This window comes from Streptoverticillium reticulum, from assembly GCF_047456005.1.
GTDB classification, from domain to species: Bacteria; Actinomycetota; Actinomycetes; order Streptomycetales; family Streptomycetaceae; genus Streptomyces; species Streptomyces reticulum.
Genome location: NZ_CP179755.1, coordinates 6221563 through 6245925 on the forward strand (window position 1 = coordinate 6221563; position 24363 = coordinate 6245925).

The window sequence follows — 24363 nt, forward strand, 5'->3', positions numbered from 1 at the left end:
CCGCGTTCACTCCTCCTCGCCCGGCACGTGCGCCGACAGCGAGCCGAACACCACCCGGGCGTCCTCGGTGTAGACCCCGACGCTGCCGTGGAGATACGGGCGCTCCTGGTCCCGGTAGGCGACCAGGCCCTTCTTGTCCACGCTGACCTCCACCAACGGCCCGCGCTGCGCGATCCGCACGTCCGAGGTGCGGCCCACGGGGAAGCTCCCGGGGCCCGTCGCCAGGAAGCGCTGCCCGCCCGGATAGGCGGGGTCGCGCTTGCCGAGTTCCCAGCCGTTGGGCTTGAGGGTGATGTAGTAGAAGTGCTCCGGGTCGGTGTACGCCCAGAGCAGCCACGGCACTTCCCACGGATTGGGCCTGGGCGTGCGCAGCTGGGCGATCGTGCGCATCGTGGCCTCGTAGTCCACGTCGCCGTACTGCTGCGTCGAGACGATCAGGCCCGCGTGGGTCTCCCCGGGCTCCTTGGCCGGCTCGGGGGAGAGGACCAGCCCGTCGTGCCGTCCGATGTTCTCGCCGTGACCGTCGAAGACCGACCGCCACGGGCCGTGGACCGAGCCCTCGGCCCACGGCAGCTCCGGCGTGCCGCCGCCACCGCCCCACAGCGCGTACCCCACGAGGGCCAGGGCTGCGGCGGCGATGACGGCGAGCAGAGCACGGGCGTACCGCCGGGGAACTCTCGTCATGCGGTCGAGTATGGCCCCGTTCCGTCCGCGTGCGGGGCGACCAGTGCGTCCGGCGCGGGGGCCGCGCCGGCGTCCGCGCCGAAGTCCTCGGCCAGCTGGGCGATGATGCGTTCGGTGGCGTGCCCGTCGCCGAAGGGGTTGCCGGCCGTCGCCATCCGCTCGTAGGCCGCCGCGTCGTCCAGCAGGTGTACGGCCGCGGTCAGGATGGCCTCCGGCTCGGTGCCCACCAGCTGTGCGGCGCCCGCCTCGACCGCTTCGGGGCGCTCGGTGGTCGTGCGCAGCACCAGCGCGGGCTTGCCCAGGCTGGGCGCCTCCTCCTGGATCCCGCCCGAATCGGTGAGCACCAGGTCGCAGGCGGCCAGGGTCGCGGAGAAGTCGAGGTAGCCCAGCGGCTCCACGACGTGGATGTCCGGGTGCCCGCTCAGCTCGGGCAGCAGGGCGTCCCGCACGGCCGGGCTCTTGTGGAGCGGCAGCACGATCTCCACGTCGCCCCGGTCGGCGAGGCGCCGCAGCGCCTTGCCCATCTCCCGCATCCTGTGGCCCTGGTTCTCGCGGCGGTGCAGGGTGAGCAGCACGCGCCGCAGGCCGCTCCCGCTGCGGAAGACGCTGCGGCCGACGCCCTCTTCCAGCACCCACAGCAGGTTGTCGATGACGGTGTTGCCGGTGGTGAACACCTCGCTGGCCGGCACGCCCTCCTTCCTCAGGTTCCGTGCGGCGCGCGGGGTGGGGGCGAAGTGCCAGCGGGCGATGCGGCCTATGAGGCGGCGGTTGAGCTCCTCGGGGAACGGGTTGTCGGGCACCCCGGTGCGCAGCCCGGCCTCGACGTGGGCGACGGGGATGTGCTCGTAGAAGGCGGCGAGGGCACCGGTGAGGGCGCTGGTGGTGTCGCCCTGGACGACGACCACGTCGGGGCGTTCGGCGCGGACGACCTCGCCGAGCCCCTCCACCAGGCGGGCGGTCAGCTGGGAGAGCTCCTGCCGCTCGCGCATGACGTCGAGCTCCACGCAGGCCTTCACCTGCAGGAGTTCGAGCATCTGGTGCAGCATCTCGCGGTGCTGGCCGGTGGTGACGACGAGGGGTTCGAACAGGGGTGACGCGGCCATCGCGCGGGCGACGGGCGCGAGCTTGATGGCCTCGGGGCGGGTGCCCAGCACGAGCATGGCGCGTACGGGCGCGGTGACGATGTCCGTGGACATGATGCTCCCTGGAAAGGAGTTGCTGCGGGTGGAGGGAGTGGACGGGGCCGCCGGTCAGGTGCGCGCGGTCTTGAGCCAGGTCTGCTTGCCCGTCAGCATCCGCCACAGGCCCCACCATCCTGCGGCGAACCAGATGTAGCCGTAGAGGACGAAGGCGTGCGAGAGCAGGACGGCGCGGCCCAGCCCGACTTCGCGTTCGCGGCGGGAGTACACCCAGCCGTAGGCGTACGCGGCGGTGAAGGAGAGCAGATAGGGGCCGATGATCCACATCGGTGACACCAGCGGGTGCCCGGCCTCGACGGAGCCGACGACGGCGCCGGCGGTGGCGACGACGAAGGACAGCGGCAGCAGGGAGGTGAGCAGGATCAGCACCGGGCTGGAGAGGTGGTAGAGCAGGTCCACCGCGGCCCGGCCGGGGATCTCGCGCAGGATCATCGGCACCAGGTTCGCCGACTGCAGATGGCCCTGGAACCAGCGGGAGCGCTGCCGCACCAGGCGCTTGACGTCGAGCACGGCCTGCTGGGAGACCGCGGCGGTGGTGCAGTGCTGGTTGGTCCAGCCGCGGGCGATGAGCCGCACCCCGAGGTCGAGGTCCTCGGTGAGGGAGTCGCTCCAGGGGCCCCGGCCGGGGTCCGAGGAGAGGGTGTCGAGCGCGGCCAGCCGCATGAACTGGCCGTTGCCGCCCATCCCGACGCTGCCGATGTAGCGCCGGGCGCTCTGGAAGATGTCGCCGTAGATGACGAACTCCATGTCCTGGAGCCGGGCGAGCAGTCCCTTGTGGCGGTTGTACATCCGCACGCCGACCTGGGTGGCGCCGGTGCGCGGGTCGTCGAAGTAGGGGTCGACGGCCTGGATGACGTGCTGGTCCAGCCGCCCGTCGGCGTCCACGACGCAGACGATGACGTCACGCGGGTCGTAGCCGTCGAGGATGCCGGAGCTGCGGAGGTGATGGATGCCGTTGTTGAGGGCAGCGCCCTTGCCCTTGCGGGCGTTGGGCAGTTGCCGTTGCAACAGGTGGACCCGCTGGGGGTCGGCGGCGCGGGCTATGTCGGCCGTGCGGTCGTCGGAGGCGTCGTCGATGACGAGGGCCAGGAAGTTTCCGGCGGGCAGGGCGGTGATGCGGGCCAGGCTCTCCGCGAGGACCTTCTCCTCGTTCAGACAGGCGAGGAGGAAGACGTAGATCCGCTGGGTGCGCGGGGACCGCGCGTGCCGGATCCGGCGCCTGGAGAGCACGAACATACCGGTGTTGTACGTGCCGGCCATCACGATGAGGCCGATGCTCGCCCAGAGCATGAGTTCAGTGATCATCAATGGTCACCGGCATTCCGAGCCAGAAACCATATCTTTGCCGAAAGAATGACGATTGCAGTGGTGCAGTAGAGCAGAAACCCTACCCCGGCGGCCTCCTGCAGGGCCCGGGCAAAGGGTATGCCCGGGAGCACCTCCGGGGCCGCCGTCAGTCCCGCCAAAGGCAGGACCGACCCCAGAGCTGGTTTTCCGTACATGGGTTCCCCCCCATTTTCCGCCCCGAGTGGGGCGATGGCTCGGAAGGTATCAGACAGAACTGAAGTTTCGATGTGAATGATGGGAGTTGTTGGATCGGAACATCAAGTTCTGGCTACCAACCGGTTGTTATGGCAGGCGAGGGCGGCGCTGTGACGAGTGGGATCCATGGTCTGCACCAATTCCGCGACGGCAATTGCCTATTCCGGACCGTACGTGCCCGTTGACACCGGCCCCGGCCGCCACAACAATCAGCCACCTGCCGGGACCGCTGTGCCCTCGGCGATCGGCCGTCGGGGGGCGGATCCGTTCCGGGTAAAGCCTGTTCAATCAGGGGGGAACGAAAAATGAAAAACCTGAGGCGGAGACCACGGGTATTCCTGGTCTCGCTCGTCGCCCTGGTGGCCGCCGCACTCTTCGGCGGCTTCGTGCTCACCGGAGGTGCCCAGGCGTCGATAGCCCGGCCGGGCGGGAGGAATCCCGGAGTCCCGCACGCGCTCAAGGGCGTCGGCCCCGCCGCCCTTTCCGCCGCCGGCACCAAGGACCTCAAGGCCTGGGCCGCCGACCAGCTGAAGACCGACGGGATCCGGCGCAACCACGCTCTCGTCGTCCGGGCCGCCGCCCCGGCGAAGACGGCCGCCGCGAAGAAGGCGGCCACGGCCAAGCCGGCAACAGTGAAGACCGCGACCGTCAGGCCGCTGGCGGCGACCGCCGCCTCCGGCACCTCGGCGCTCGTCCTCTACGACACCACGGGCCCGTACGGCTCCCTCGGTGAGCTCTACGCCATGGCTCTCGCCAACCTCTCCGGCCACTTCGGCACCGTGACCTCCAAGCCCGTCTCCGCCTACACGGCGGGGATGGTCGAGCAGTACACCGCCACCGTCTATGTCGGCTCGACGTACTACGGCGGTTCCGTCCCGGACGCGATTCCCGCGGCCTTCTACCAGGACGCCATGGCGACCTCCAAGCCGGTGACCTGGATCGGCGACAACATCTGGAACATGGCGAACACCAACGGGATTCCGGCCTTCGAGCAGAAGTACGGCTGGGACCCCACCAACTCGTACTTCGGGGTCAACGGGTCCGTCGGCAACGTCAACCAGGTCTCGTACAAGGGCCAGACGCTCACCCGCACCATCCCGGCCGGCTTCGACGGCGGCATCCTGCACCCCGCGATCCTCAGCGGTGCGAACTACCCGCAGGTCACCCAGCTCGCACAGGCCACCGACGCCAACTCCGGTGCCACCAGCCCCTGGGCGATCCGGTCGGGGAACCTCACCTACGTGACGGAGATCCCCTTCGCCTACGTCTCCGAGTCCGACCGCGTCATCGTCATGGAGGACCTCCTCTTCGACGCGCTCGCCCCGGCCACCACCGAGCGGCACCGGGCCTTCGTCCGGCTGGAGGACATCAGCCCCGCCTCGGACCCGACGCAGCTGCGCACCATGGCCGACTACCTGTACTCGCAGAAGATCACCTACGGGATCAACGTCATCCCCGAGTACACCGACCCCAAGGGCGTCTACAACAACGGGGTTCCGCAGACGATCACCCTGGCCCAGGCCCAGCCGGTGGTCGCCGCGCTGAAGTACATGCTCGCGCACGGCGCGGTCCTGATGAACCACGGCTTCACCCACCAGTACAGCAACGTCAACAACCCCTACACCGGCGTCACGGGCGACGACTTCGAGTTCTTCCGCGCCCACATCGACGCGAACAACAACGTCGTCTACGACGGCCCGCCGGCCGAGGACTCCACGGTCTGGGCGCAGACCCGGGTCACCTCCGCGCTGGGGCTGTTCGCCGCGGCCGGGCTGCCCAAGCCGGCGCTGTGGACCACTCCGCACTACGCCGCCTCGGCCGCCGACTACCGGGTCTTCGGCCAGAACTACACGGCGCGGCTGGAGCGTTCGCTGTACTTCGCGGGGACGCTGAGCGGCGGCCAGGTGAACGCCTCCCAGTACATCGGCCAGTTCTTCCCGTACGCGGTGAAGGACGTCTACGGTACGACCGTGCTCCCCGAGAACATCGGCAACTACGAGCCGCTGCCCTACAACAACCACCCGGCCCGGCTGCCCGCCGACCTGATCGCGTCGGCCAAGGCCAACCTGGCGGTGCGTGACGGCGTGGCCAGCTTCTTCTACCACCCGTACTACGACGTGGCGCCGCTGCAGCAGACGATCGACGGCATCAGGGCCCTCGGTTACACCTTCGTCGGCCCCATGGACCTGGCCCAGTGAACGCGATGAAGAGGGCGGCCGCGGTGCTGTCGGCCCTGGCCGCCCTCTTCGTCGCGGGCTGCTCGTCCGACGGCGGCGGCGGATCGCCGTCCGGCCACGGCAGCAGCAGCCGCCCCGACGACAGGAAGGGGAACGGGATGCGCGGCATGACGCTCCCTGCGTGGAACACCGACGACTACAGCAGTCCGCAGGCCGGCCCGTACCTCAAGCAGATCGCCTCCACCGGTGCCCGCTGGGTGGTCTTCACCCCCACCTGGTACCAGGACAAGGTCACCGACTCGGAGATCCGCACCACCGAGGAGACCGCCGACGACAAGAGCCTGCGGCACATCATCGGCCTCGCCCACGCCGCCGGCCTCAAGACCATGATCAAGCCGCACATCGACCTGGTGAAGGGCGGCGACCGCGCCGAGATCAGACCGCGCGACCCGGACGCGTGGTTCGGCGCGTACCAGCGCTGCATCACCCACTACGCCGACCTCGCCACCGCCACCGGCGCCGAACAGTTCTCGGTCGGCACCGAGTTGGCGGGCACCTCGCAGGACGGCGACCACTGGGGCGAGGTCATCGCGGACGTCCGCAAGCACTACAAGGGCCCGCTCACTTATGCGGCCAACTACGACGAGTACAAGAAGATCCCCTTCTGGAGGGACCTCGACGTCATCGGCATCGACGCGTACTGGCCCCTGGGCGACAAGGCCACCACGGACACGGCGCGGCTGCGCCAGGCGTGGCAGCCGATCGCCGAGGACCTCGAGGCGTTCTCGAAGAAGCAGGGCCGCAGGATCCTCTTCACGGAGGCGGGTTACGTCAGCCAGAAGGGCTCGACCACGGCGCCGTACTCGTGGACCGTCAGCAAACGGGACGGCGACGCGGAACAGGCCGCCGCGTACGAGGCGTTGCTGGCGACGTTCCACGGCAAGCCGTGGTGGGCCGGGGTGTGCTGGTGGATGTGGGACGACTGGCCGGACACGGGGGAGACCGCCAAGCGGCTCGCCTACACGCCGCACGGGAAGCCGGCGGAGAAGGTGCTGCGGAAGTGGTGGGGGAGGGGCTGAGCGCTCCTACGTCTCGCACTCCAGCACCGACCCGCACAGCCCGCACCGTGCCCGTAGATGCCCCGCAACCGGTACCCGTATCCGCTGATGGCACGTCGGGCACGGGAACGTGACCCGCACCGGGTCACGGCCCTCGAAGGCGTACCCCGCATGCGCCGCCCCCGCGCGCCGGTCGCGCGCGTACCGGTGCCGCCCCCACCGCCCGGCGGCCGCCAGCGGCGGCTGCCGCGCGTCCTCCCGGGCCCGCGCGGCCCCGGCGGTGTACGCCTCGTACGCCTGCGGGCTGGTGAACCACGGCGCCGGGTCCTCCCCGAACGCCAGCGCCCGCTTGGCGAGCACGTAGCCGAACTCCTCCGGCGTGAGGTAGCCCAGCTTCTGCGTCGAGACCGACGACTCGCGGTACGCGTCCAGCAGCAGCCACCCGGCCCCGAGGTAGGCGGACGCCGTGTCCGTGAGGATCTCGTTGTCGCGGGTGCCCGCGAACTCCAGGCCGAGCCGGTGCAGATAGACGTGCATCACCTCGTGCGCGAGCGCCGCGCCGATGTCCCGGCGGTGGGTCTTGAAGCGGGGGTTGAGCTCGATGAAGTACTCGGGCCCGGCGGCGAGTTCGATGCTGCCCGCGTGCCGCATCTCCTTGAAGCTGACGATCATCCGCGCATCGGGCAGCCGCAGGTGCCGCACCATCACGCCCGCGACGCGCTGGACGCCCAGATAGGGGTCCTCGTCGTCGGAGAAGGCCACCTCGAAGGGCAGCACGCTCGCGTCGAAGGTGCGCACGGTGTCGGGGGAGAGCCGTCTGTACAGCGCGGTGATGGCGGACCGCACGGTCTCCAGATGCGGGAACCCGTGCTGGATCTCGATGTCCGTGCCCACGCGTGACCACCCCCGTGCATCGCGGCGCCCCCACTGCTGCCCTCCACTTTACGGGTCCGGGTGCCCGCCAACCGTGCTTCCGGGCGCGGCCCGTGCGACCCGGACGGCCCAGTCGCCGCACCCCCGCCCGGGTAACCCGTCCGCGCGACCTCGGGATGACCCGGACGAGCACGGATCATCCTTTCGGCCGAGCCGGGAATGGTCGGACAGTCGAGGTGTGCGGAGGGCGGAGGTCCGTAACGTAGGGGGGTACGAGCCGTCCCTGACGCACCTGCAAGGAAAGGCACCCCCGTGTCCGTGAAGTCCCGCATCGCCGCCGCCGTGGTTCTCGGCGCGGCCGCCGCCGCCCTCGCCGGGCCGGCGGCCACGGCCTCCGCAGCGGACAAGGACACCCGCCACGGACACCCGGCCACCGTCCACCAGGTGCAGCTCCCCGACGGCAGCCGGGCCCGGCTGCGCACCGGCGGCGACGGCACGAGCGTGACCGTCACCTCCGACGGCCGCCCGGCCCGCACCCTCGACACCACCCGGCCCTCGGCCGACCTCGAGCGGCTCCACCTGCGGATCCTCGGCGGCGACACCGCGCGCCCCACGCTGCGCGCCCAGCTCGACGGCGCCCGCGAGACGAACTACTACGACTTCGCCTCCGGCTCCCTGCGCCACACCCCGGAGCGCCCGGCCGGCACCGGACACCACGTGCACCAGGCGCCCGCCGCGCACCGCCACAGCCGCCACCACGAGCTGTCGGCCAACCCCGTCAAGCGCGTCGTCGACGCGGGCGAGGTCATCAAGGGCCGGAAGCACGACCTCGGCAGGCCCGCCCTCGCGGGCGGCGCCGCGCTCCTGACCCTCGGCGGCGGGGCCTACGGCGTCCGGCGCCTCGTGGTGCGCCGCAACGCCGCCCGGGCCCGGCAGGCGCAGGCCGACGGCGGGCGGCAGGGGGCATGACGGCCCCCTGACCCCCGCCGCCCGGCCGCAGCGCGCTGCGGTTGCGGCCCGGGGACACCCCCGGTGACATGACAGGACACGGTCCGGCACGGCGAGGGCCGTCGCCGACCCAGGACGCAGGGACGAGGACAGCATGGCGATCACGGTGGTCATCGCGGACGACCAGGAGATGGTCCGCACCGGCTTCCGGATGATCCTGGAGAGCCAGCCCGACATCGAGGTCGTGGCCGACGTCGTGGACGGTGAGGCGGCCCTGGAGGCCGTCGAACGGCACCGGCCCGACGTGCTGCTCCTCGACATCCGGATGCCCAAGCTCGACGGCCTGGAGGTCACCCGCCGGCTCTCCGCCCTCTCCGCCGCCGACCCCGACCGCGCCCAGCGCCCCCGGATCGTCATCGTCACCACCTTCGACCTGGACGAGTACGTGCACACCGCACTGCGCAACGGCGCCTCCGGCTTCCTGCTCAAGGACGCCAGCCCCGCGATGCTCGTCGAGGCCGTCCACGCCGCCGCCGTCGGCGACTCCCTCATCTCGCCCGCGATCACGGTCCGGCTGCTGCGCGACATGGCCCCCGCCGGCTCGCCGAGCACCGCCCGGCAGCCCTCCGAGCCGCTCACCGACCGCGAGGCCGACGTCGTGCGCTGCCTGGCGCGCGGGGCGACGAACGCGGAGATCGCGGCCGAACTGTTCGTCTCCCTGTCCACGGTCAAGACCCACCTGGCCAACGTGCAGCTGAAGCTCGACGCCCGGAACCGGGTGGAGATCGCCGCCTGGGCCTGGGAGAGCGGACTGGCCCCGGGCGGAACGTGACCAGATGGGCCGGGTGGGCGGCCCGGCACCCCCGGCGGGCCGCCCTGGCCAAGGCCGCCTTCGGCCTCTTCCTGCTCGGCATCGTCGCCTTCGAGGGCGCCGTCCTGGCCCAGCGGCCCAGCCCGCCGCACGCCATGGTGCTCGCCGCGGGCGTGGCCGTCTGCCTGTGCGCCGTGCCGTACGGCTGGATCCCGCTGGAGGTGCGGGCCTCCGTCGCCGTCGCCGTCTCGCTCACCACCTCCGCGGTCCTCATGATCGGCACCCATCCGGGCGTCGTCTGGGGAGCGGGGGAGGACATCGCCCTGCTCGTCCTGCTGACCGGCGTCGTCCAGCGCTGCGCCACGCGCGTCGCCGCGGTCCTCGGGCCGCTGCTCGCCCTCGCGGCCGTCGCCGCGCCCATGCGCGACCTCCATCCCGCCCGGTTCACGGTGGTGTTCGGCACCCTGGCCGCGGTCGTCGGCGCCTACTCGCTGCTGCTGCGCGGCCAGACCGCGCAGCGGCTGCGCGACATGGCGGCCGTGCGGACCGCCGAGCGCCTGGAGCTCGCGCGGGAGCTGCACGACCTCGTCGCGCACCACGTCACCGGCATCGCCGTGCAGGCCCAGGCCGCCCGCTTCACCTCCCTCGACGGTGCCGCCGCCGCCCGGGCGTTCGAGCGCATCGAGACCTCCGCGAGCGAGGCGCTCAGCGCGATGCGCCGCCTGGTGGGCGTGCTGCGCGAGGGCGAGGCCGAGACCGAGCCCGTCGCGGGCCTGCCCGAGGTCCGCGAACTGGCCGATGCGTTCGCCCGTACCGGCCCGCCCGTCGCCCTCTACATCGAGCAGGGCATGGAGACCTGGCTCCCCGGGGAGGTCGCGGCGGGCGTGCACCGCATCGTCCGCGAGGCCCTGACCAACATCCGCAAGCACGCCGCCGACGCCACTGCCGTGCGCATCGGGGTGCGGGGGGTCGCCGAAGGCGTGGAGCTGCGCATCGCCGACGACGGCAAGCACGCGGCGCCGCTCTCCGAGCAGGCGCTGGGCGGGGGGTTCGGGCTGATCGGGCTGGCCGAGCGGGCCAAGGCGATGGGCGGCCGGCTGGCCGCGGGGCCGGCGCCGGAGGGGGGCTGGCAGGTGACGGCCGTTTTTCCCGTCGACCACGGGGAGCGGGGGTGAGGGGGACGGTTTGCGCTCCTGGCGGAGCGCGTTCACCTCTGGCTCAATCCGCAGTTGCACAAGCCGACTTGGATCTAGCGTCACCCCCATGGACATCACCCCCGTCATCGACCGCATCTGGATGCTCCGATTCCCCGTCGGCCAGGCCTACGCCCTGCGCCTGGCCGACGCCGGCTGGGCCCTGGTCGACACCGGGCTGCCCGGGTACGCCGACGAGATCCTCGACGCCCTCGGCAGTCTGGGAGCGGCCCCCGAGGACCTGCGCGACATCGTGCTGACCCACGCCCACTTCGACCACACCGGCTCCGCCGCCGGGCTCGCCGCCGCCACCGGCGCCCGCGTCCTGGCCGGTGCCGCGGACGCGCCCGTCGTCCGCGGCGACGCGCCCGGGCCCGAGCCCGTCCTGCGGGACTGGGAGATACCGGTGTTCGAGGCCGTGCACGCGCACGCGAACCTGCCGCTGCCGCATGCGGCCCCGCCCTGCCCCGTCGACGTGGAACTCGCCGACGGCGACACCCTCGACTGGGGCGAGGAGGCCCGCGTCGTCCACGTCCCGGGCCACACGCCGGGCAGCATCGCCCTGCATCTGCCGTCCTCCGGCGTGCTGTTCACCGGCGACACCATCGCCAACGTCCAGCAGCTGATGCCCGGCGTCTTCAACCTCGACCAGGAGAAGACGCTCGCCTCCTTCCGGCGGCAGGCCGAACTCGACGTGGAGACGGCCTGCTTCGGGCACGGGGACCCGATCGTCGGAGGAGCGGGGGCGGCGCTGCGGGCGGTCGTCCTGGAGCCCGCCTGACCCGAGTTCGGCCCTGATGGCTTCACCGTGCACCGATCCGGGCAAGAAGTCTGCACAGGGATCCGTCCAGGAGCCCGTCCCGTTGGCCACCGTCATCGGCCGGTGACCAGGGGGACGCGTCCCGCCGCGCCCCCTCCGCCTCCCCCGCTCCGCCGCCCTCTGGCGGGGGAGGGAACTCGTGTACGAAGATCTGCGCGTGTCTCACACATGGATGCGGTACTTCACCCCCGGACCGGTCCATCACCGGCTCGGCCTGGTCTGCCTCGGCGTCGGCCTGCAGCACGGTGCCCTGCCCGCCGTCGGCCCCCGCACCCTCGGCCACCACGTGGCCGTCGTCATCGGCGCCGGGACCGGCTGGTGCCGCACGCCCGACGGCCGCACCCACCCCGTCACCGCCCCCGCCCTCCTCTGGCTCGTCCCCGGCGTGCCGCACCACTACGGCGCCGCGCCCGGCAGCGGATGGGACGAGGCCTTCGTCGGCTTCACCGGCCCCGCCGTCGCCGCCTACACCGAACTCGGCTGCATCGAGCCCGACCGCCCCGTCGTGCCCCTCACCGACGCCGCCGGCCCGCGCGTCGCCGTCGCCCGCATCGCCCGCGCCGCCCGCCGAGGCAACCCCCTGCTGGAGATCGAGACCGCCGCGGGCGTCCACGAGCTCCTGGTGGCCCTGCGCCGCGCCCGTGCCGACCTGGACGGCGAGGGGGACCCCGTGCTGCAGGCCCTGGCCCGTGACGCGTTCCTGCCGCTGTCCGTCACCCAGCACGCCGCCCGGCACGGCATGACCCCCGCCGAACTGCGCTCCGCCGTCCGCCGCGGCGCCGGGTGCGGACCCAAGGACTACCTCCTGGGCATCCGCCTGGGCCGGGCCAAGGAACTGCTGGCCGCCACCGAACTGTCCGTCGCCGCCGTCGCCCGGCGCGTCGGCTACGACGACCCCGCCTACTTCAGCCGTCTCTTCACCCGCCGTGTCGGCACCGCTCCCGTCCGCTTCCGCGCCCGGCAGAGTGCGGCCGGACCACCGCGTTCCGCCTAGGCTGGGGTCGTATGAACGACAGTGCCGCCAACGCCCCCGCCCTGGACGCGTCCGTCCGCGCCGAGCTGAACCGTCTGCGCGACAGCATCGACAACATCGACGCAGCAGTGATCCACATGCTCGCCGAGCGCTTCAAATGCACCCAGCAGGTCGGCCACCTCAAGGCCGCCCACAAGATGCCGCCCGCCGACCCCGGCCGCGAGGCCCGTCAGATCGCGCGGCTGCGCGAGCTCGCCGAGAACGCCAAGCTGGATCCCGCTTTCGCGGAGAAGTTTCTCAACTTCATCATTGCCGAGGTGATCCGGCACCACGAGACCATCGCGCGGGCGTAGGCCTTGCAGGTGCCTGCGCCCCGTCAGGGGCGCGGGGAACTGCGCGAGCACCCCCCACCGGCCCGCAGCCGACGCACCACCCTGGCACGGCACGTCATCTGCGGGCGCATCGTGGCCGATCGCGCAGTTCCCCGCGCCCCTGGCGGGGCGCGGTACCCCAACCGTGCGGCAAGCTGAGGCACATGCCCGTATTGACGCGCGCTGAAGCGCAGGACCGAGCCGCCCTCCTCGACGTCCACCACTACCGCATCGAACTGGACCTCACCCCCGGTGAGACCCTCGGCTCCACCACCGTCATCCGCTTCACCGCCCGCTCCGCCGGCACCACCTTCGTCGAACTCAAGCCCGCCACCCTGCACCGCGCCGCCCTCGACGGACAGGCCCTCGACCCCGCCGCCCTCGACGACAACCGCCTTCCGCTCACCCTCACCGAGGGCGAGCACGAACTCCGCGTCGAAGCGGACATGCGCTACTCCCGCACCGGCGAGGGCATGCACCGCTTCACCGACCCGGCCGACGGCGAGACCTACGCCTACACCCAGCTGTTCATGGAGGACGTGCAGCGCGTCTTCGCCGCCTTCGACCAGCCCGACCTCAAGGCCGTCTTCGCCCTCGCCGTGACGGCCCCGCCGCACTGGACCGTCCTCGGCAACGGCATCGCCCGCCCCGTCGGCGACGGCCGCTGGGAACTCGCCCCCACCCCGCCCGTCAGCACCTACCTCGTCGCCGTCGCCGCGGGCCCCTGGCACTCCGTCCGCACCGAGCACGCCGGACTGCCCTTCGGCATCCACTGCCGCCGCTCCCTCGCCGCCCACCTGGACGCCGACGCCGAGGAAATCCTCGGCATCACCCGCCGCTGCTACGACCGTTACCACGAGAAGTTCACCGAGCTGTATCCCTTCGACTCCTACGACCAGGCCTTCGTCCCCGAGTTCAACGCCGGGGCCATGGAGAACCCCGGACTGGTCACCTTCCGCGACGAGTTCGTCTTCCGCTCCGCCGTCACCGACACCGAGCGCCAGACCCGCGCGGTGGTCATCGCCCACGAGATGGCCCACATGTGGTTCGGCGACCTCGTCACGCTGAAGTGGTGGGACGACATCTGGCTCAACGAGTCCTTCGCCGAGTACATGGGCTACCAGACCCTCGTCGAGACCGGCGACTTCCCGGACACCTGGACCGACTTCGGCATCTCCCGCAAGGGCTGGGGTTACGACGCCGACCAGCGCCCCTCCACCCACCCCGTCGCCCCCGACCCCGACGCCGTCCCCGACACCGCCTCCGCGCTGACCAACTTCGACGGCATCTCCTACGCCAAGGGCGCCAGTGCGCTGCGCCAACTCGCCGCCTGGCTCGGCGAGAAGGAGTTCCTCGCCGGCATCAACGACCACTTCACCCGGCACCGGTTCGGCAACGCCACCCTCGCCGACTTCCTCGACTCCCTCGCCCGGGCCACCGACCGCGGCGTCCACGGCTGGGCCCGGTCCTGGCTGCGCACCACCGGCATCGACACCCTCACCCCGGACGTCACCGACGAGGACGGTCACTGGCGCCTCGCCGTCCGCCACGAGGGCAGCCGCCCGCACCGCATCACCGTCGGCCTCTACGACCACGACCCCGCCGAGCCCGGGCGGCTCGTGCCCCGCACGCCCGTCGAGGCCGACCTGCCCGGTGACACCGACCTCGTGTTCCCGGGCCGCCGTCCCGACCTGCTCCTGCTCAACGACGGCGACCTCACCTACGCCAAGGTCCGGCTCGACCCCGGTTCCTGGGACACCGCCCTGGACGCCCTGTCCGGACTGCCCGGCGCCCTCAGCCGCGCCGTCGTCTGGAACGCCGCCCGCGACATGGTCCGCGACGGCGAACTCGCCCCCGCCGCGTATCTCCGTGCCGCCCGCGCCCACTTGCCCCGCGAACACGACAACGCGATCGTCCAGGGCGTTCTCGCCTTCGCCCGCACGCAGATCGCGGACCTCTACCTCCCGGCGGACGAACGCCCCGAGGCACTGGCCGGATTGCGGGCCCTCAGCCGCGACCTGCTGGAGCGTGCTCCCGCCCCCGGGGTGCGGCTGACCGCCGTCCGCACGCTGATCGCCAGTGCGCTGCGCCCCGACGTCCTGCGCGAGTGGCTCGCCGCGGACACCGTGGCCGGCGGCCCCGTCCTCGACCCCGAACTGCGCTGGCGCATCCTCAGCCGCCTCGCCGTCCTCGGCGCCCTCACCCCGGCCGGGATCGACGCCGAACTCGCCCGCGACCCCAGCGCCACCGGCCACGAGGGCGCTGCGCGCTGCCGGGCGGCCCTGCCGGACCAGGCCGCCAAGGAGGCGGCCTGGGAGGCCATGTTCGGCACGGACGACCTCTCCAACTACCTGTTCGCGGCCACTGCGCAGGGCTTCTGGCAGCCCGAACAGCTCGACCTCGTCCGCCCGTTCCGGGAGCGCTACTACCCTGCGGTGGTCGCTCTGGCCGCCCGCCGGGGCCCGGCCATCGCCGAGGCGGCGGGCCGCAGTGCGTTCCCGCTGACGCTGGTCGAGGCGGAGACGCTGCGTCTGGGCGAGGAATGCCTGCGCAGCGCCGACCCCGTTCCGTCGCTGCGCCGCAAGCTGGTCGACCAACTGGACGACCTGGGCCGGGCGTTGCGGATCCGCCGGGCCGGCTGAGCACTCCGGGCTCGTCGTGGCTGGTCGCGCAGTTCCCCACGCCCCTTCGGGGTGCGATCACCGGGCGCAACCACGGTGCGCCCCGTCAGGGGCGCGGGGAACTGCGCGACCAGCCACGATGCGCCCGCAGACAACGGGAGAGGCCCCGCACCCCGGAACCCGGGGTGCGGGGCCTCCCGCAAACGAGATGTTGGCCAGCGCGACGTCAGTCGCGCGCCTCCGCGTCGGACGCCTTCGCCGTGCGCAGGTCCGCCATGAACCGGTCCACGATCCCGCTCTCGCGCGCGAAGTCCTCGACCGGCTCGCCGACGATCTTGCCCGCCAGCTCCGTCGCCAGCACGCCGACCTGCTCGCGCAGCGCCGCCTCCGCGACCGCACGCTCCGCGTCGATCACCGCGTGGCCCGCGGCGATGATCTCCTCGCGCTGGCGCTGGCCCTCGGCCCGCAGCTCCGCGACGATCGCGTTGCCCTGCTCGAGCGACTCCTGGCGCAGCCGGGCGGCCTCGTGCCGCGCCTCGGCCAGCAGGGCCTGGTACTCCTCGTGCACCCGCGCCGCCTCGGCGCGGGTCTCCTCGGCCTCCTCGAAGCGGCCGTCGGTGGCCTGCTCGCGCTCGGCGAGGACCTTGTTGATCCGGGGCAGGATCACCTTCGCCATCAGGGCGAAGACGAGGAAGAAGCACACCAGCCCGATGACGAGCGGTGCGGGCTCGGGCTTGAGGGGTCCGACGTCGAGAGCAAAGTTCATGGCCATGGGAGCAGATTAGTCGAAGTCGCGGCCCGGCTCCGCAGCCGCACCCCACGGTCCGCGGCCGCGCGGGCTTAAAGGGCGCCCTTACCACCATCGGGCGAACCAGCTCCCACCAGGGGGTTACCGGGCGTGCGCGCTCGGTAGCTTGAGGCAGTTCGTGCAGGCCCGGGCCGGTGCCCGGGCCTGCCCTGCGCCATCAGCCAACCCAAAAAGGGGCAAGTCCACCATGCCTGCGCCCGCCGCCGACCATTCCCCCGCAGCGCTCGCGGGCGGCGCCCAAGGAACTCGCGCCCTGCGTCCCCTCGTCGACACCGCCCTGCACGCCCTGGCCCGCGGGGCCACCGCCCGCGGCGGCCCGCTCCCGGCCGGCGGCCCCCCGGCCGTCGACGCCCGGATCACCGCCGCCGCCACCCCGGTCCTCCCCGAGCACGGCACCGGGTCACATGAAGCACTGCGCACCCTCGTCCAGGCCCTCGCCGAGGGGGCCGCCGACCCCGCCGACCCGCACTGCGCAGCCCATCTGCACGGTCCCGCCCTCGCCGTCGCCGCCGCCGCGGACCTCGCCGCCTGCGCCCTCAACCCCTCGCTCGACTCCTGGGACCAGGCCCCCTCCGCGACCGCGCTGGAGGCCCTGACCACCCGCGCCCTCGCCGCCCTCGCCTACCCCCGGCGCCCCGCCCCCGACGCCCTCGTCACCACCGGCGGCACCGAGTCCAACCAGCTCGCCCTGCTCCTCGCCCGGGAGAACGCCCGCACCTGCGCCCACCGCCCGCTGCACGTCGTCTGCGGGGCCAACGCCCACCACAGCGTCCCCCGTGCCGCCTGGCTCCTCGGCCTCCCCGCGCCCCACACCCTCCCCACCCCCACCGGCACCCTCGACCCCACCGATCTCGACAAGGCCCTCGGCGAGCACCACACCGACGCCCCCCGGCTCGTGGTGGCCACCGCGGGCACCACCGACGCCGGCCTCATCGACCCGCTGCCGCGCATCGCCGACGTATGCGCCGCCCGGGGCGTCCCCTTCCACGTCGACGCCTCCTACGGCGGGCCGCTGCTCTTCAGCGACACCCTCCGCCCCGCCCTCGCCGGTCTCGACCGCGCCGACAGCATCAGCCTCGACCTGCACAAGCTCGGCTGGCAGCCGATCGCCGCGGGCCTGCTCGCCGTTCCCGGCACCGAGGCCCTGGCCCCCCTCGGCCACCAGGCCGACTACCTCAACGCCCACGACGACATCGCCGCGGGCCACCCCGATCTCCTCCACCGCTCCCTGCGCACCACCCGCCGCCCCGACATCCTCAAGATCGCCGTCACCCTCCGCGCCCTCGGCCGCACCGGGCTCGGCGAACTCATCGAGCGCGTCTGCGCGCTCGCCCACCGCCTCGCCGACCTCATCGACGCCCACCCCTCCTTCGTCCTCCACTCCCGTCCCACCCTCAGCACCGTCCTCTTCCGCCCCGCGAACTCCGACGACCGCACCATCGGCAGCCTCCGCCGCCGCCTGCTCCACCACGGCCACGCCGTCCTCGGCCGTGCCACCACCCCCGAAGGCCTCTGGCTCAAGGCGACCCTCCTCAACCCCCACACCCGCACCGACGACCTCCGCAACCTCCTGGAACTCGTGGAAGGCCACACCACCGGATGACCACCCCGCAGCCCGCCCCCTCGGCGGCCGACCAGCCCCTGGACCTCGCCGGCATCGGCATCGGCCCGTTCAACCTGTCGCTCGCGGCCCTCGCCCACCCGCTGCCGGACCTCCGCGCGGCCTTCTACGACCAGAACACCGCCTTCCAGTGGCACCCCGGCCTGCTCATCGAGGGCACGACCGTGCAGGTCCCCTTCCTCGCCGACCTCGTCACGCTCGCCGACCCCACCAGCCCCTGGAGCTTCCTCAACTACCTGAGGACCCGCGAGCGCCTCTACCCCTTCTACTTCGCCGAGCGCCAGCACATCCAGCGCGCCGAGTACGACGCCTACTGCCGCTGGGTCAGCGAGAACCTCGACACCCTCCACTTCGACCACCAGATCGACGCCGTCCGCTGGAACCCCGAGCGCGTCCTCTTCGAGATCGACTACACCCAGCTCGACCGCGAGGGCGAGGCCGAGGCCCTCGGCCGCGCCTACACCCGCAGCCTCGTCCTCGGCGTCGGCACCGCCCCGTACGTCCCCGAGCCGCTGCGCCCGCTGGCCGAGGCCCCCGCCGTCCCCGTCATCCACTCCGCCGACTACCTGGCCCACCGCGAACGGCTGCTCGCCGCCGAGCACATCACGGTCATCGGCTCGGGCCAGTCCGGCGCCGAGATCTTCCTCGACCTGCTGCGGCAGCGCCCCGCCGGGCGCGAGAAGCTCCACTGGCTGGCCCGCACCCCCGCCTTCGCGCCCATGGAGTACAGCAAGCTCGGGCTCGAACACTTCACGCCCGACTACACCCATTACTTCCGCGCGCTCCCCGAGGGCGTACGCGACCAGCTCCTGCCCCAGCAGTGGCAGCTCCACAAGGGCATCGCCCCCGACACGATCACGGCCATCCACGACGAGCTCTACCGCCGCAGCCTGCACGGCGGCTGGCCCGATGCCACGCTCACCCCGGGAGTCTTCGTCCGCACCGCCGGACGCGTCGGCACCACCCGTGTCGAACTGCACCTGGAACACACCCAGCAGAACGCCCGCTCGCGTCTCACCACCGACGCCGTCGTCCTCGCCACCGGCTACCGCGAGCGCCGCGTCGATACCCTGCTCGCCGCCCTCGACCCCTATATCCGCCGCGACTCCAGCGGCCGTCCCCGCATCGACGAGCACCACCGTCTCGTCCTCGACCCGCTGGTCAAGGGCGCCATCCACGTCCAGAACGCCGAGATCCACACCCATGGCGTCGGCGCCCCCGACCTCGGCCTCGCCGCCTGGCGCAGCGCGACCATCCTCAATGCCGTCACCGGAAAGGCCGCCTACCCCCTCCCGGACCGCACCGCCTTCACCACCTTCGGCCTGGAGCCGCGACCCGTGCCGCGGCCCCAGCACCCGGCGTCAGAAGACCGGAACGCCATCCCGCGTCAGCTTCCAGTCCACTGAGGCGAACCGGCTCACGTCGATCGCCCCCTGCGCCTTCACCCAGTTGATGATCGTGTTCCGGATCTCCTCCGAATTCGCCCACAGCTGCTTGGCCTTCGCCACGTGCGGGAAGTTCCCGCCGCCGCTGGCCCGGTAGTTGTTCACCGCCAGCACGAACTGCGCCGCATCGTCCAGCGGCTTCCCGTCGAACGACAGCTTCGCGATCCGCTCGCCCGGAGCCTTCGCAATGTCGATCTCGTACGAGAGGCCGCTGAGGACGTCGTAGTTGAAGTCCGGAATCGACTCGGCGTTCGTCAGCTTCGCCGGGTCGACGGGAGCGCCGGCCGCGGTCCGCGCGTAGTAGTGCGCCGAGAACTCCAGGTACGCGCGCAGCTGCGCGCCGGTCATCAGGCGCGCCTCCAGCGTGTTCTCGAACGGGTAGAGTCCGGCCGCCTCCCGGATCGTCACCTTCCCCGCCGGCATCGCGGCCGTCCGCGAGAAGCACGACGCCTGTGACAGCACCGGCAGCGCGGCGTACTGCGTGCCGGCCAGGGCCGCCTTCACCGTCTCGACCTGCACGTGGTTGATGAGCTTGATGATGGGCGTGTCCTTGTACGGGGCCTCCGCCGCGCTCATCGCCGCCGACGACGTGCCGATCACCTGGTTCACGTACGTCACGACCTTGCGGTGCTGACCCGTGAGGAGATCGGTGATCTTCTTGTCCTCGGCCACCGTGTTGGAGTTCAGCACCTTCGCCGACGCCGACTCCACGTGCCAGCCGCCCCGCTCCCACACCAGGGCGAAGTCGAACACCGTCAGCCGCTGGCCCCACTTGAGCGGCTCGGACAGCACCACCTGCTTGCCCGTCGCCTTGTTCGTCACCCGGAGCTCGGGAATCTCCACGTGCGCATGGCCCACGAGCACCGCATCGATCCCCGGCACCTTCTCGGCCACCAGCGCCGCCGAGTTCTCGACGTACGGCAGCTGGTCGCCGTACGACGAGGTGCCGCTGGCGCCCGCGTGGGCGGCCACGATCACCACGTCCGCGCCCATCGACCGCAGCTTCGGCACCCACTTCGCGGCCTGTTCCTCCAGGCCCGGGAAAAGCATCCTGCCCTGCACATTGGCCTTGTCCCAGATCGCGATCCCGGGATTCGTCAGGCCCAGAATCGCCACCCGCACATCACGGCCGTGCGGCGTGTGCACCCGCTTGATCACATACGGCCGGAACGCGGGCTTCATCGTCTTCGCGTCCAGCGCATTCGCCGCCAGCAGCGGAAAACGGCACTGCTCCTCGAACTTCCGCAGCACCGGAATGCCGTAATTGAACTCGTGATTGCCGACGGCCGCGGCGTCGTAGCCGATCGCATTCATCGCCGCCGCCATCGGGTGCACCGGACCGTGCGCCCGCGTGATCGGCTCCACCCGGGCGTAGTAGTACGACAGCTGGGTGCCCTGAATCGTGTCGCCCGCGTCGATGAGCAGGGTGCTGCGGCGCCCCTTCTCCTTGCGCACCTGGTTCACCAGCGTCGAAATCTTCGCCAGGCCCACGTCGTTGTTCGCCTTGTCCTGGAACCGGGCGTCGGTGAAGTAGTCCCAGTCGAAGACATTGCCGTGCAGGTCCGTGGTCCCCATCACGGTCAGCGCGAAGCGCTTCTTCCGGCCCCCGGACCGGTCCGGGCCGGCCTCCGCGGCCATGGCCGCGGGAGCGCCCAGGCCTCCCGCGAGCGCCACCCCTGCCCCGGTTGCAGCGGTACGCCCCAGAAAGTCCCTGCGGTCGATCGGCATACGTTCTCCCCATCCGTATCAGCACAACATGCCTACAACGCGCGTAGATTCTGACCGAGCAACCCGTCCTGCAACACCCTCGCCAGGTTGCAATCGGATGACTCCCCGGCACACCCTGGCCCGCATGACCGAACACACGATCCCCGCAGGCCAGACCCACCTCCCGTACGGCACCCCGGACGCCCCCCGCATCGCCGTCCGCGGCGAGGCCCGCCTGGAGGTCGACCCCGAGATCGCCCGCATCGGCATCTGCATCAACGCCCGCGGCACCGACCGCCGCGCCGCCCTCGACGACCTGACCCGCCGCAACCAGTACGTCATCGACCTGATCCGCGGCTACGGCAGCGAGGTCGAGCAGCTCGAGACCGGCTCCTTCACCCTCACCCCCCAGCTCACCGAGCGCGGCCGCCACGAACGCGTCCGCGCCTATCACGGCACCGTCCACCTCACGGCGGTCCTCAACGACTTCACCGCCCTGGGCGAACTCGCCACGCGCCTCGCCGACCTGGACCTCACCCGCGTCGACGGACCCTGGTGGGCTCTGCGCCCCCACTCGCCCGCATACCGCGAGGCCCGGCAGCAGGCGGTCCGCGAAGCCGTCCAGCGCGCCCGCGAATACGCCGCGGCCCTCGGCGCGGAACTCACCGCCGTCGTCGAAATCGCCGATGCCGGCGCGGAAAACGACGGCCGGCCCGGACTGCCCCCCGCCCCCGGTGGAGTGATGCGCGCCGCCTACGGCGGAGCCGCTCCGGCACCCGCTCCCGCACTCGACCTCGAACCGCAGCGCCAGACCGTTTACGCCCACGTCAACGCACGCTTTACGATGACCCGCCCGGTTCTCTGAGAACACTCCCGGAGTGCTCATCGGAGCGGCCCCCCGCACGTTTCACAAGTTGTCAACAAGCCTTTACGCAACGGACGTTGGGGAGTTGCGGGGCGCCAATTCTCTACCCACTGGTAGGCCCTAAGGTCGTGCCATGCGCCGAGCGAAAATCGTCTGCACCCTGGGGCCTGCCACCGACTCGTACGAGCAGATCAAGGCCCTCGTCGAAGCCGGCATGGATGTCGCCCGCTTCAATCTCAGTCACGGCACCTACGCCGAGCACGAGGCGCGGTACCAGCGGGTACGCAAGGCGGCCGAGGAAACCGGCCGCAACGTCGGCATCCTCGCGGACCTTCAAGGCCCGAAGATCCGTCTCGGCCGCTTCCGCGAGGGCCCCGTACTCCTTGAACGTGGTGACGAATTCACCATCACCGTCGAGGAGATCGAGGGTGACCGGCACCGGTGCGGCACCACCTACGAGGGCCTGGCCGGGGACGTCACCAAGGGCGAGCGCATCCTCGTCGACGACGGCCGCGTCACCCTGGAGGTCACCGAGGTCGACGGTCCGCGGGTGAAGACCATGGTCATCGAGGGTGGCATGGTCTCCGACCACAAGGGCCTCAACCTGCCCGGCGTCGCCGTCTCCGTCCCCGCGCTCTCGGAGAAGGACATCGAGGACCTCCGCTGGGCCCTGCGCAGCGGCATCGACGTCATCGCCCTCTCCTTCGTGCGCACCGCCCACGACATCGACCACGTGCACCGCGTCATGGACGAGGAGGGCCGCCGCGCCTTCGTCATCGCCAAGATCGAGAAGCCGCAGGCGGTCCACAACCTGGAGAGCATCGTCGCCGCCTTCGACGGCCTGATGGTCGCCCGTGGCGACCTGGGTGTCGAAATGCCCCTGGAATCGGTCCCGATCGTGCAGAAGCGGGCCATCAAGCTGGCGAAGCGGAACGCCAAGCCGGTGATCGTCGCCACGCAGATGCTCGACTCGATGATCGAGTCCTCGCGCCCGACGCGGGCGGAGGCCTCGGACGTCGCCAATGCGGTGATCGACGGCACGGACGCCGTCATGCTCTCGGGCGAGACCAGCGTGGGGAAGTACCCCGTCGAAACGGTGAAGACGATGGGCCGCATCGTGCGCGCGGCCGAGGAGGACGTCCTGGCGAAGGGCCTCCCCCCGCTGACCGAGCGCAGCAAACCCCGCACCCAGGGCGGGGCGGTGGCCCGCGCGGCCGCCGAGATGGGCGACTTCCTGGGAGCAAAGTTCCTGGTCGCCTTCACTCAATCCGGTGATACGGTGCGCCGGCTCTCGCGGTACCGGTCGCCGATCCCGCTGCTGGCGTTCACGCCGGAGCCGGCGACGCGGTCGCAGCTGAACCTGACGTGGGGAGTGGAGACGTTCCTGGGCCCGATGGTCCAGACGACGGACGAGATGGTCGAGCAGGTGGACGAGTACCTGCTGCGGATCGGCCGTTGCCGCAAGGGCGACATGGTCATCATCACGGCGGGCTCCCCGCCGGGCATGGCCGGAACCACCAACCTGGTGCGGGTGCATCACATCGGGGAGGACGATGCTCCGGCGGTGACAGGGGCCGGTGGGGTCTGACGGCACCGCGTCAAGTTCTGTTCGTTGGCGCCTGCAGCTTTCGGCCATGCCCGGTCGGTCCCGTGAGCCTCACGCGTGTACCGGTGTTCGGGGAAGCAGGGCGCATCGGTGCTGTGCAAGGGCGCACTGCGGTGCACGCACCGGCGCTCCCTCCCCACGCCGTGTGCCCGGCGAACGCCCCCCACGATGGCCGGAGTTCACGCTTTTTCTCCCTCCGCACGGGTGCACACTGGATATACGCGTTCGAGGCACCGCCTCCGACGGCATCCCCTGGCCCGGCTCTGGGATCCACGCGTGCTGATCGGTTCAGGAGGGGTCTCTTGGTCACGGTCCTGTTGTGCGCGCATAACCTGTTGATCCGCACGGGCCTGCGGAAGGTCCTGGAGGACGACGCGTACATTCACGTGGCAGCGGAGACGGGGAGCGCCGACGAGGCCGTCGAGCTCGCGCGGCGGCACCAACCGGATGTGGTGTTCGTCGAGTTGGACATGCCCCGCGGCGAAGGCCTGCGGATCGGGCGCATGCTGACCGGCACCGGGGACCGCCCGGCCGGGGTGGTGTTCATCGCGCAGTCCTTCGACTCGACCACCGCGCTGCGGGGGCTGCTCGCCGGGGCCCGCGCGTTCCTGGCGAAGAGCGACACGCCCCGCCAACTGGTGGCCGCGGTCCACGCGGTGGCGGGCGGGTACACCGTGCTGCCGTCGGCGGTCACCGCCGCGCTGGAGCCCTGGGCGATGCTCTCGACGGCCTTCGCGGCCCCGGGGGCCGCGGACGTCTTCGGCCTGCTGACGGAGCGGGAGCTGGAAGTGCTCCGGCTCATGGCCACCGGGATGTCCAACGCCGAGATCGCCGAGTTCCTGTCGCTCGGCGAGGCCACCGTGAAGTCGCACGTGTCGCGGCTGCTCTCCAAACTGGGCCTGCGCAACCGGTCCCAGGCGGTGGCCAGGGCCTACGGCACGGGGCTGATGGGCGTCCCCGACCGGGCCGCCCAGTAGCCGGGCCGCACGGTCGCACGGTCGTCACGCATCGCACGGTCGTCACGCATCACATGGTCGTCAC

The 24363-nt window shown here is 71.8% G+C and carries 20 protein-coding genes; 14 read left to right on the plus strand and 6 right to left on the minus strand.

Going from position 1 to position 24363, the window contains the following annotated elements; all coding sequences use genetic code 11:
- Positions 1–6 precede the first annotated feature (6 nt).
- The 3 genes from ACMATS_RS28660 to ACMATS_RS28670 are packed head-to-tail and all read right to left on the minus strand — an operon-like array spanning position 7 to position 3188.
- Entirely contained in the window at positions 7–684 is a 678-nt protein-coding gene (locus ACMATS_RS28660; RefSeq protein WP_390777551.1) for a calcium-binding protein, read from the minus strand.
- On the minus strand, positions 681–1880 hold the full coding sequence (gene wecB / locus ACMATS_RS28665) for a non-hydrolyzing UDP-N-acetylglucosamine 2-epimerase (protein ID WP_414169537.1): 1200 nt from the start codon (positions 1878–1880) through the stop codon (positions 681–683). Before wecB ends, ACMATS_RS28660 begins: the two co-directional genes overlap by 4 nt.
- Before the next feature lie 54 nt (positions 1881–1934).
- A complete protein-coding gene (locus ACMATS_RS28670) occupies positions 1935–3188 on the minus strand; it encodes a glycosyltransferase (RefSeq protein WP_414169538.1) in 1254 nt (417 codons plus the stop codon).
- Between the two features lie 542 nt (positions 3189–3730).
- Between ACMATS_RS28670 and ACMATS_RS28675 the strand changes: the two genes are divergently transcribed.
- Positions 3731–5623 carry a DUF2334 domain-containing protein gene (locus ACMATS_RS28675; RefSeq protein ID WP_414169539.1) on the plus strand — a complete coding sequence of 631 codons (1893 nt, stop codon included), beginning with the start codon at positions 3731–3733 and terminating at the stop codon, positions 5621–5623.
- Positions 5624–5628: 5 nt separating this feature from the next.
- Positions 5629–6681, plus strand: coding sequence for a glycoside hydrolase family 113 (locus ACMATS_RS28680; RefSeq protein ID WP_414170815.1), 1053 nt, complete (start codon positions 5629–5631; stop codon positions 6679–6681).
- A gap of 6 nt (positions 6682–6687) precedes the next feature.
- On the opposite strand, the gene ACMATS_RS28685 is transcribed toward ACMATS_RS28680, so the two are convergent.
- Positions 6688–7554, minus strand: a complete 867-nt coding sequence (locus tag ACMATS_RS28685; protein WP_390777547.1) for a hypothetical protein — start codon at positions 7552–7554, stop codon at positions 6688–6690.
- Positions 7555–7845: 291 nt separating this feature from the next.
- Here ACMATS_RS28685 and ACMATS_RS28690 point away from each other — a divergent pair, with 291 nt between their 5' ends.
- From ACMATS_RS28690 to pepN, 7 genes are all read left to right on the plus strand, one after another.
- Positions 7846–8502, plus strand: a complete 657-nt coding sequence (locus tag ACMATS_RS28690; RefSeq protein ID WP_414169540.1) for a hypothetical protein — start codon at positions 7846–7848, stop codon at positions 8500–8502.
- Between the two features lie 133 nt (positions 8503–8635).
- Positions 8636–9313 (plus strand): response regulator transcription factor, encoded by a 678-nt coding sequence (locus ACMATS_RS28695; protein ID WP_336412496.1) that lies wholly within the window; start codon positions 8636–8638, stop codon positions 9311–9313.
- Complete coding sequence (locus ACMATS_RS28700; protein WP_414169541.1) at positions 9310–10467, plus strand: sensor histidine kinase; 1158 nt, start codon at positions 9310–9312, stop codon at positions 10465–10467. Before ACMATS_RS28695 ends, ACMATS_RS28700 begins: the two co-directional genes overlap by 4 nt.
- 88 nt (positions 10468–10555) lie before the next feature.
- Positions 10556–11266, plus strand: a complete 711-nt coding sequence (locus tag ACMATS_RS28705; RefSeq protein ID WP_414169542.1) for an MBL fold metallo-hydrolase — start codon at positions 10556–10558, stop codon at positions 11264–11266.
- A 196-nt stretch (positions 11267–11462) separates the two neighbouring features.
- The gene (locus ACMATS_RS28710; protein WP_414169543.1) at positions 11463–12299 is read left to right on the plus strand and encodes a helix-turn-helix domain-containing protein; all 837 of its coding nucleotides are present in this window, start codon (positions 11463–11465) and stop codon (positions 12297–12299) included.
- Positions 12300–12310: 11 nt separating this feature from the next.
- Positions 12311–12631 carry a chorismate mutase gene (locus ACMATS_RS28715; RefSeq protein ID WP_336412492.1) on the plus strand — a complete coding sequence of 107 codons (321 nt, stop codon included), beginning with the start codon at positions 12311–12313 and terminating at the stop codon, positions 12629–12631.
- A gap of 182 nt (positions 12632–12813) precedes the next feature.
- The gene (gene pepN, locus ACMATS_RS28720) at positions 12814–15291 is read left to right on the plus strand and encodes an aminopeptidase N (RefSeq protein WP_414169544.1); all 2478 of its coding nucleotides are present in this window, start codon (positions 12814–12816) and stop codon (positions 15289–15291) included.
- 205 nt (positions 15292–15496) lie between these two features.
- Here the strand turns inward: pepN and ACMATS_RS28725 are convergent, their stop codons facing one another.
- The gene (locus ACMATS_RS28725; protein ID WP_414169545.1) at positions 15497–16042 is read right to left on the minus strand and encodes a F0F1 ATP synthase subunit B; all 546 of its coding nucleotides are present in this window, start codon (positions 16040–16042) and stop codon (positions 15497–15499) included.
- 223 nt (positions 16043–16265) lie between these two features.
- Between ACMATS_RS28725 and ACMATS_RS28730 the strand changes: the two genes are divergently transcribed.
- Both ACMATS_RS28730 and ACMATS_RS28735 read left to right on the plus strand, forming a co-directional pair.
- A complete protein-coding gene (locus ACMATS_RS28730) occupies positions 16266–17681 on the plus strand; it encodes a pyridoxal phosphate-dependent decarboxylase family protein (protein WP_414169546.1) in 1416 nt (471 codons plus the stop codon).
- The gene (locus ACMATS_RS28735) at positions 17678–19105 is read left to right on the plus strand and encodes a lysine N(6)-hydroxylase/L-ornithine N(5)-oxygenase family protein (protein ID WP_390777539.1); all 1428 of its coding nucleotides are present in this window, start codon (positions 17678–17680) and stop codon (positions 19103–19105) included. Before ACMATS_RS28730 ends, ACMATS_RS28735 begins: the two co-directional genes overlap by 4 nt.
- Here the strand turns inward: ACMATS_RS28735 and ACMATS_RS28740 are convergent.
- Positions 19061–20872, minus strand: coding sequence for a bifunctional metallophosphatase/5'-nucleotidase (locus tag ACMATS_RS28740; protein ID WP_391155383.1), 1812 nt, complete (start codon positions 20870–20872; stop codon positions 19061–19063). The genes ACMATS_RS28735 and ACMATS_RS28740 overlap by 45 nt on opposite strands.
- Before the next feature lie 124 nt (positions 20873–20996).
- Between ACMATS_RS28740 and ACMATS_RS28745 the strand changes: the two genes are divergently transcribed.
- From ACMATS_RS28745 to ACMATS_RS28755, 3 genes are all read left to right on the plus strand, one after another.
- Complete coding sequence (locus tag ACMATS_RS28745; protein ID WP_414169547.1) at positions 20997–21716, plus strand: SIMPL domain-containing protein; 720 nt, start codon at positions 20997–20999, stop codon at positions 21714–21716.
- Positions 21717–21849: 133 nt separating this feature from the next.
- Positions 21850–23304 carry a pyruvate kinase gene (gene pyk / locus ACMATS_RS28750; protein WP_414169548.1) on the plus strand — a complete coding sequence of 485 codons (1455 nt, stop codon included), beginning with the start codon at positions 21850–21852 and terminating at the stop codon, positions 23302–23304.
- A gap of 320 nt (positions 23305–23624) precedes the next feature.
- Positions 23625–24299 (plus strand): LuxR C-terminal-related transcriptional regulator, encoded by a 675-nt coding sequence (locus ACMATS_RS28755; protein WP_390777535.1) that lies wholly within the window; start codon positions 23625–23627, stop codon positions 24297–24299.
- The last annotated feature ends 64 nt before the right edge of the window (positions 24300–24363 follow it).

Coding starts and splice junctions, on each gene's coding strand:
- ACMATS_RS28660 (WP_390777551.1), bottom strand. CDS start 684: ATGACGAGAGTTCCCCGGCGGTACGCCCGTGCTCTGCTCGCCGTCATC.
- wecB (WP_414169537.1), bottom strand. CDS start 1,880: ATGTCCACGGACATCGTCACCGCGCCCGTACGCGCCATGCTCGTGCTG.
- ACMATS_RS28670 (WP_414169538.1), bottom strand. CDS start 3,188: ATGATCACTGAACTCATGCTCTGGGCGAGCATCGGCCTCATCGTGATG.
- ACMATS_RS28675 (WP_414169539.1), top strand. CDS start 3,731: ATGAAAAACCTGAGGCGGAGACCACGGGTATTCCTGGTCTCGCTCGTC.
- ACMATS_RS28680 (WP_414170815.1), top strand. CDS start 5,629: ATGAAGAGGGCGGCCGCGGTGCTGTCGGCCCTGGCCGCCCTCTTCGTC.
- ACMATS_RS28695 (WP_336412496.1), top strand. CDS start 8,636: ATGGCGATCACGGTGGTCATCGCGGACGACCAGGAGATGGTCCGCACC.
- ACMATS_RS28705 (WP_414169542.1), top strand. CDS start 10,556: ATGGACATCACCCCCGTCATCGACCGCATCTGGATGCTCCGATTCCCC.
- ACMATS_RS28715 (WP_336412492.1), top strand. CDS start 12,311: ATGAACGACAGTGCCGCCAACGCCCCCGCCCTGGACGCGTCCGTCCGC.
- pepN (WP_414169544.1), top strand. CDS start 12,814: ATGCCCGTATTGACGCGCGCTGAAGCGCAGGACCGAGCCGCCCTCCTC.
- ACMATS_RS28725 (WP_414169545.1), bottom strand. CDS start 16,042: ATGGCCATGAACTTTGCTCTCGACGTCGGACCCCTCAAGCCCGAGCCC.
- ACMATS_RS28730 (WP_414169546.1), top strand. CDS start 16,266: ATGCCTGCGCCCGCCGCCGACCATTCCCCCGCAGCGCTCGCGGGCGGC.
- ACMATS_RS28735 (WP_390777539.1), top strand. CDS start 17,678: ATGACCACCCCGCAGCCCGCCCCCTCGGCGGCCGACCAGCCCCTGGAC.
- ACMATS_RS28740 (WP_391155383.1), bottom strand. CDS start 20,872: ATGCCGATCGACCGCAGGGACTTTCTGGGGCGTACCGCTGCAACCGGG.
- ACMATS_RS28745 (WP_414169547.1), top strand. CDS start 20,997: ATGACCGAACACACGATCCCCGCAGGCCAGACCCACCTCCCGTACGGC.
- pyk (WP_414169548.1), top strand. CDS start 21,850: ATGCGCCGAGCGAAAATCGTCTGCACCCTGGGGCCTGCCACCGACTCG.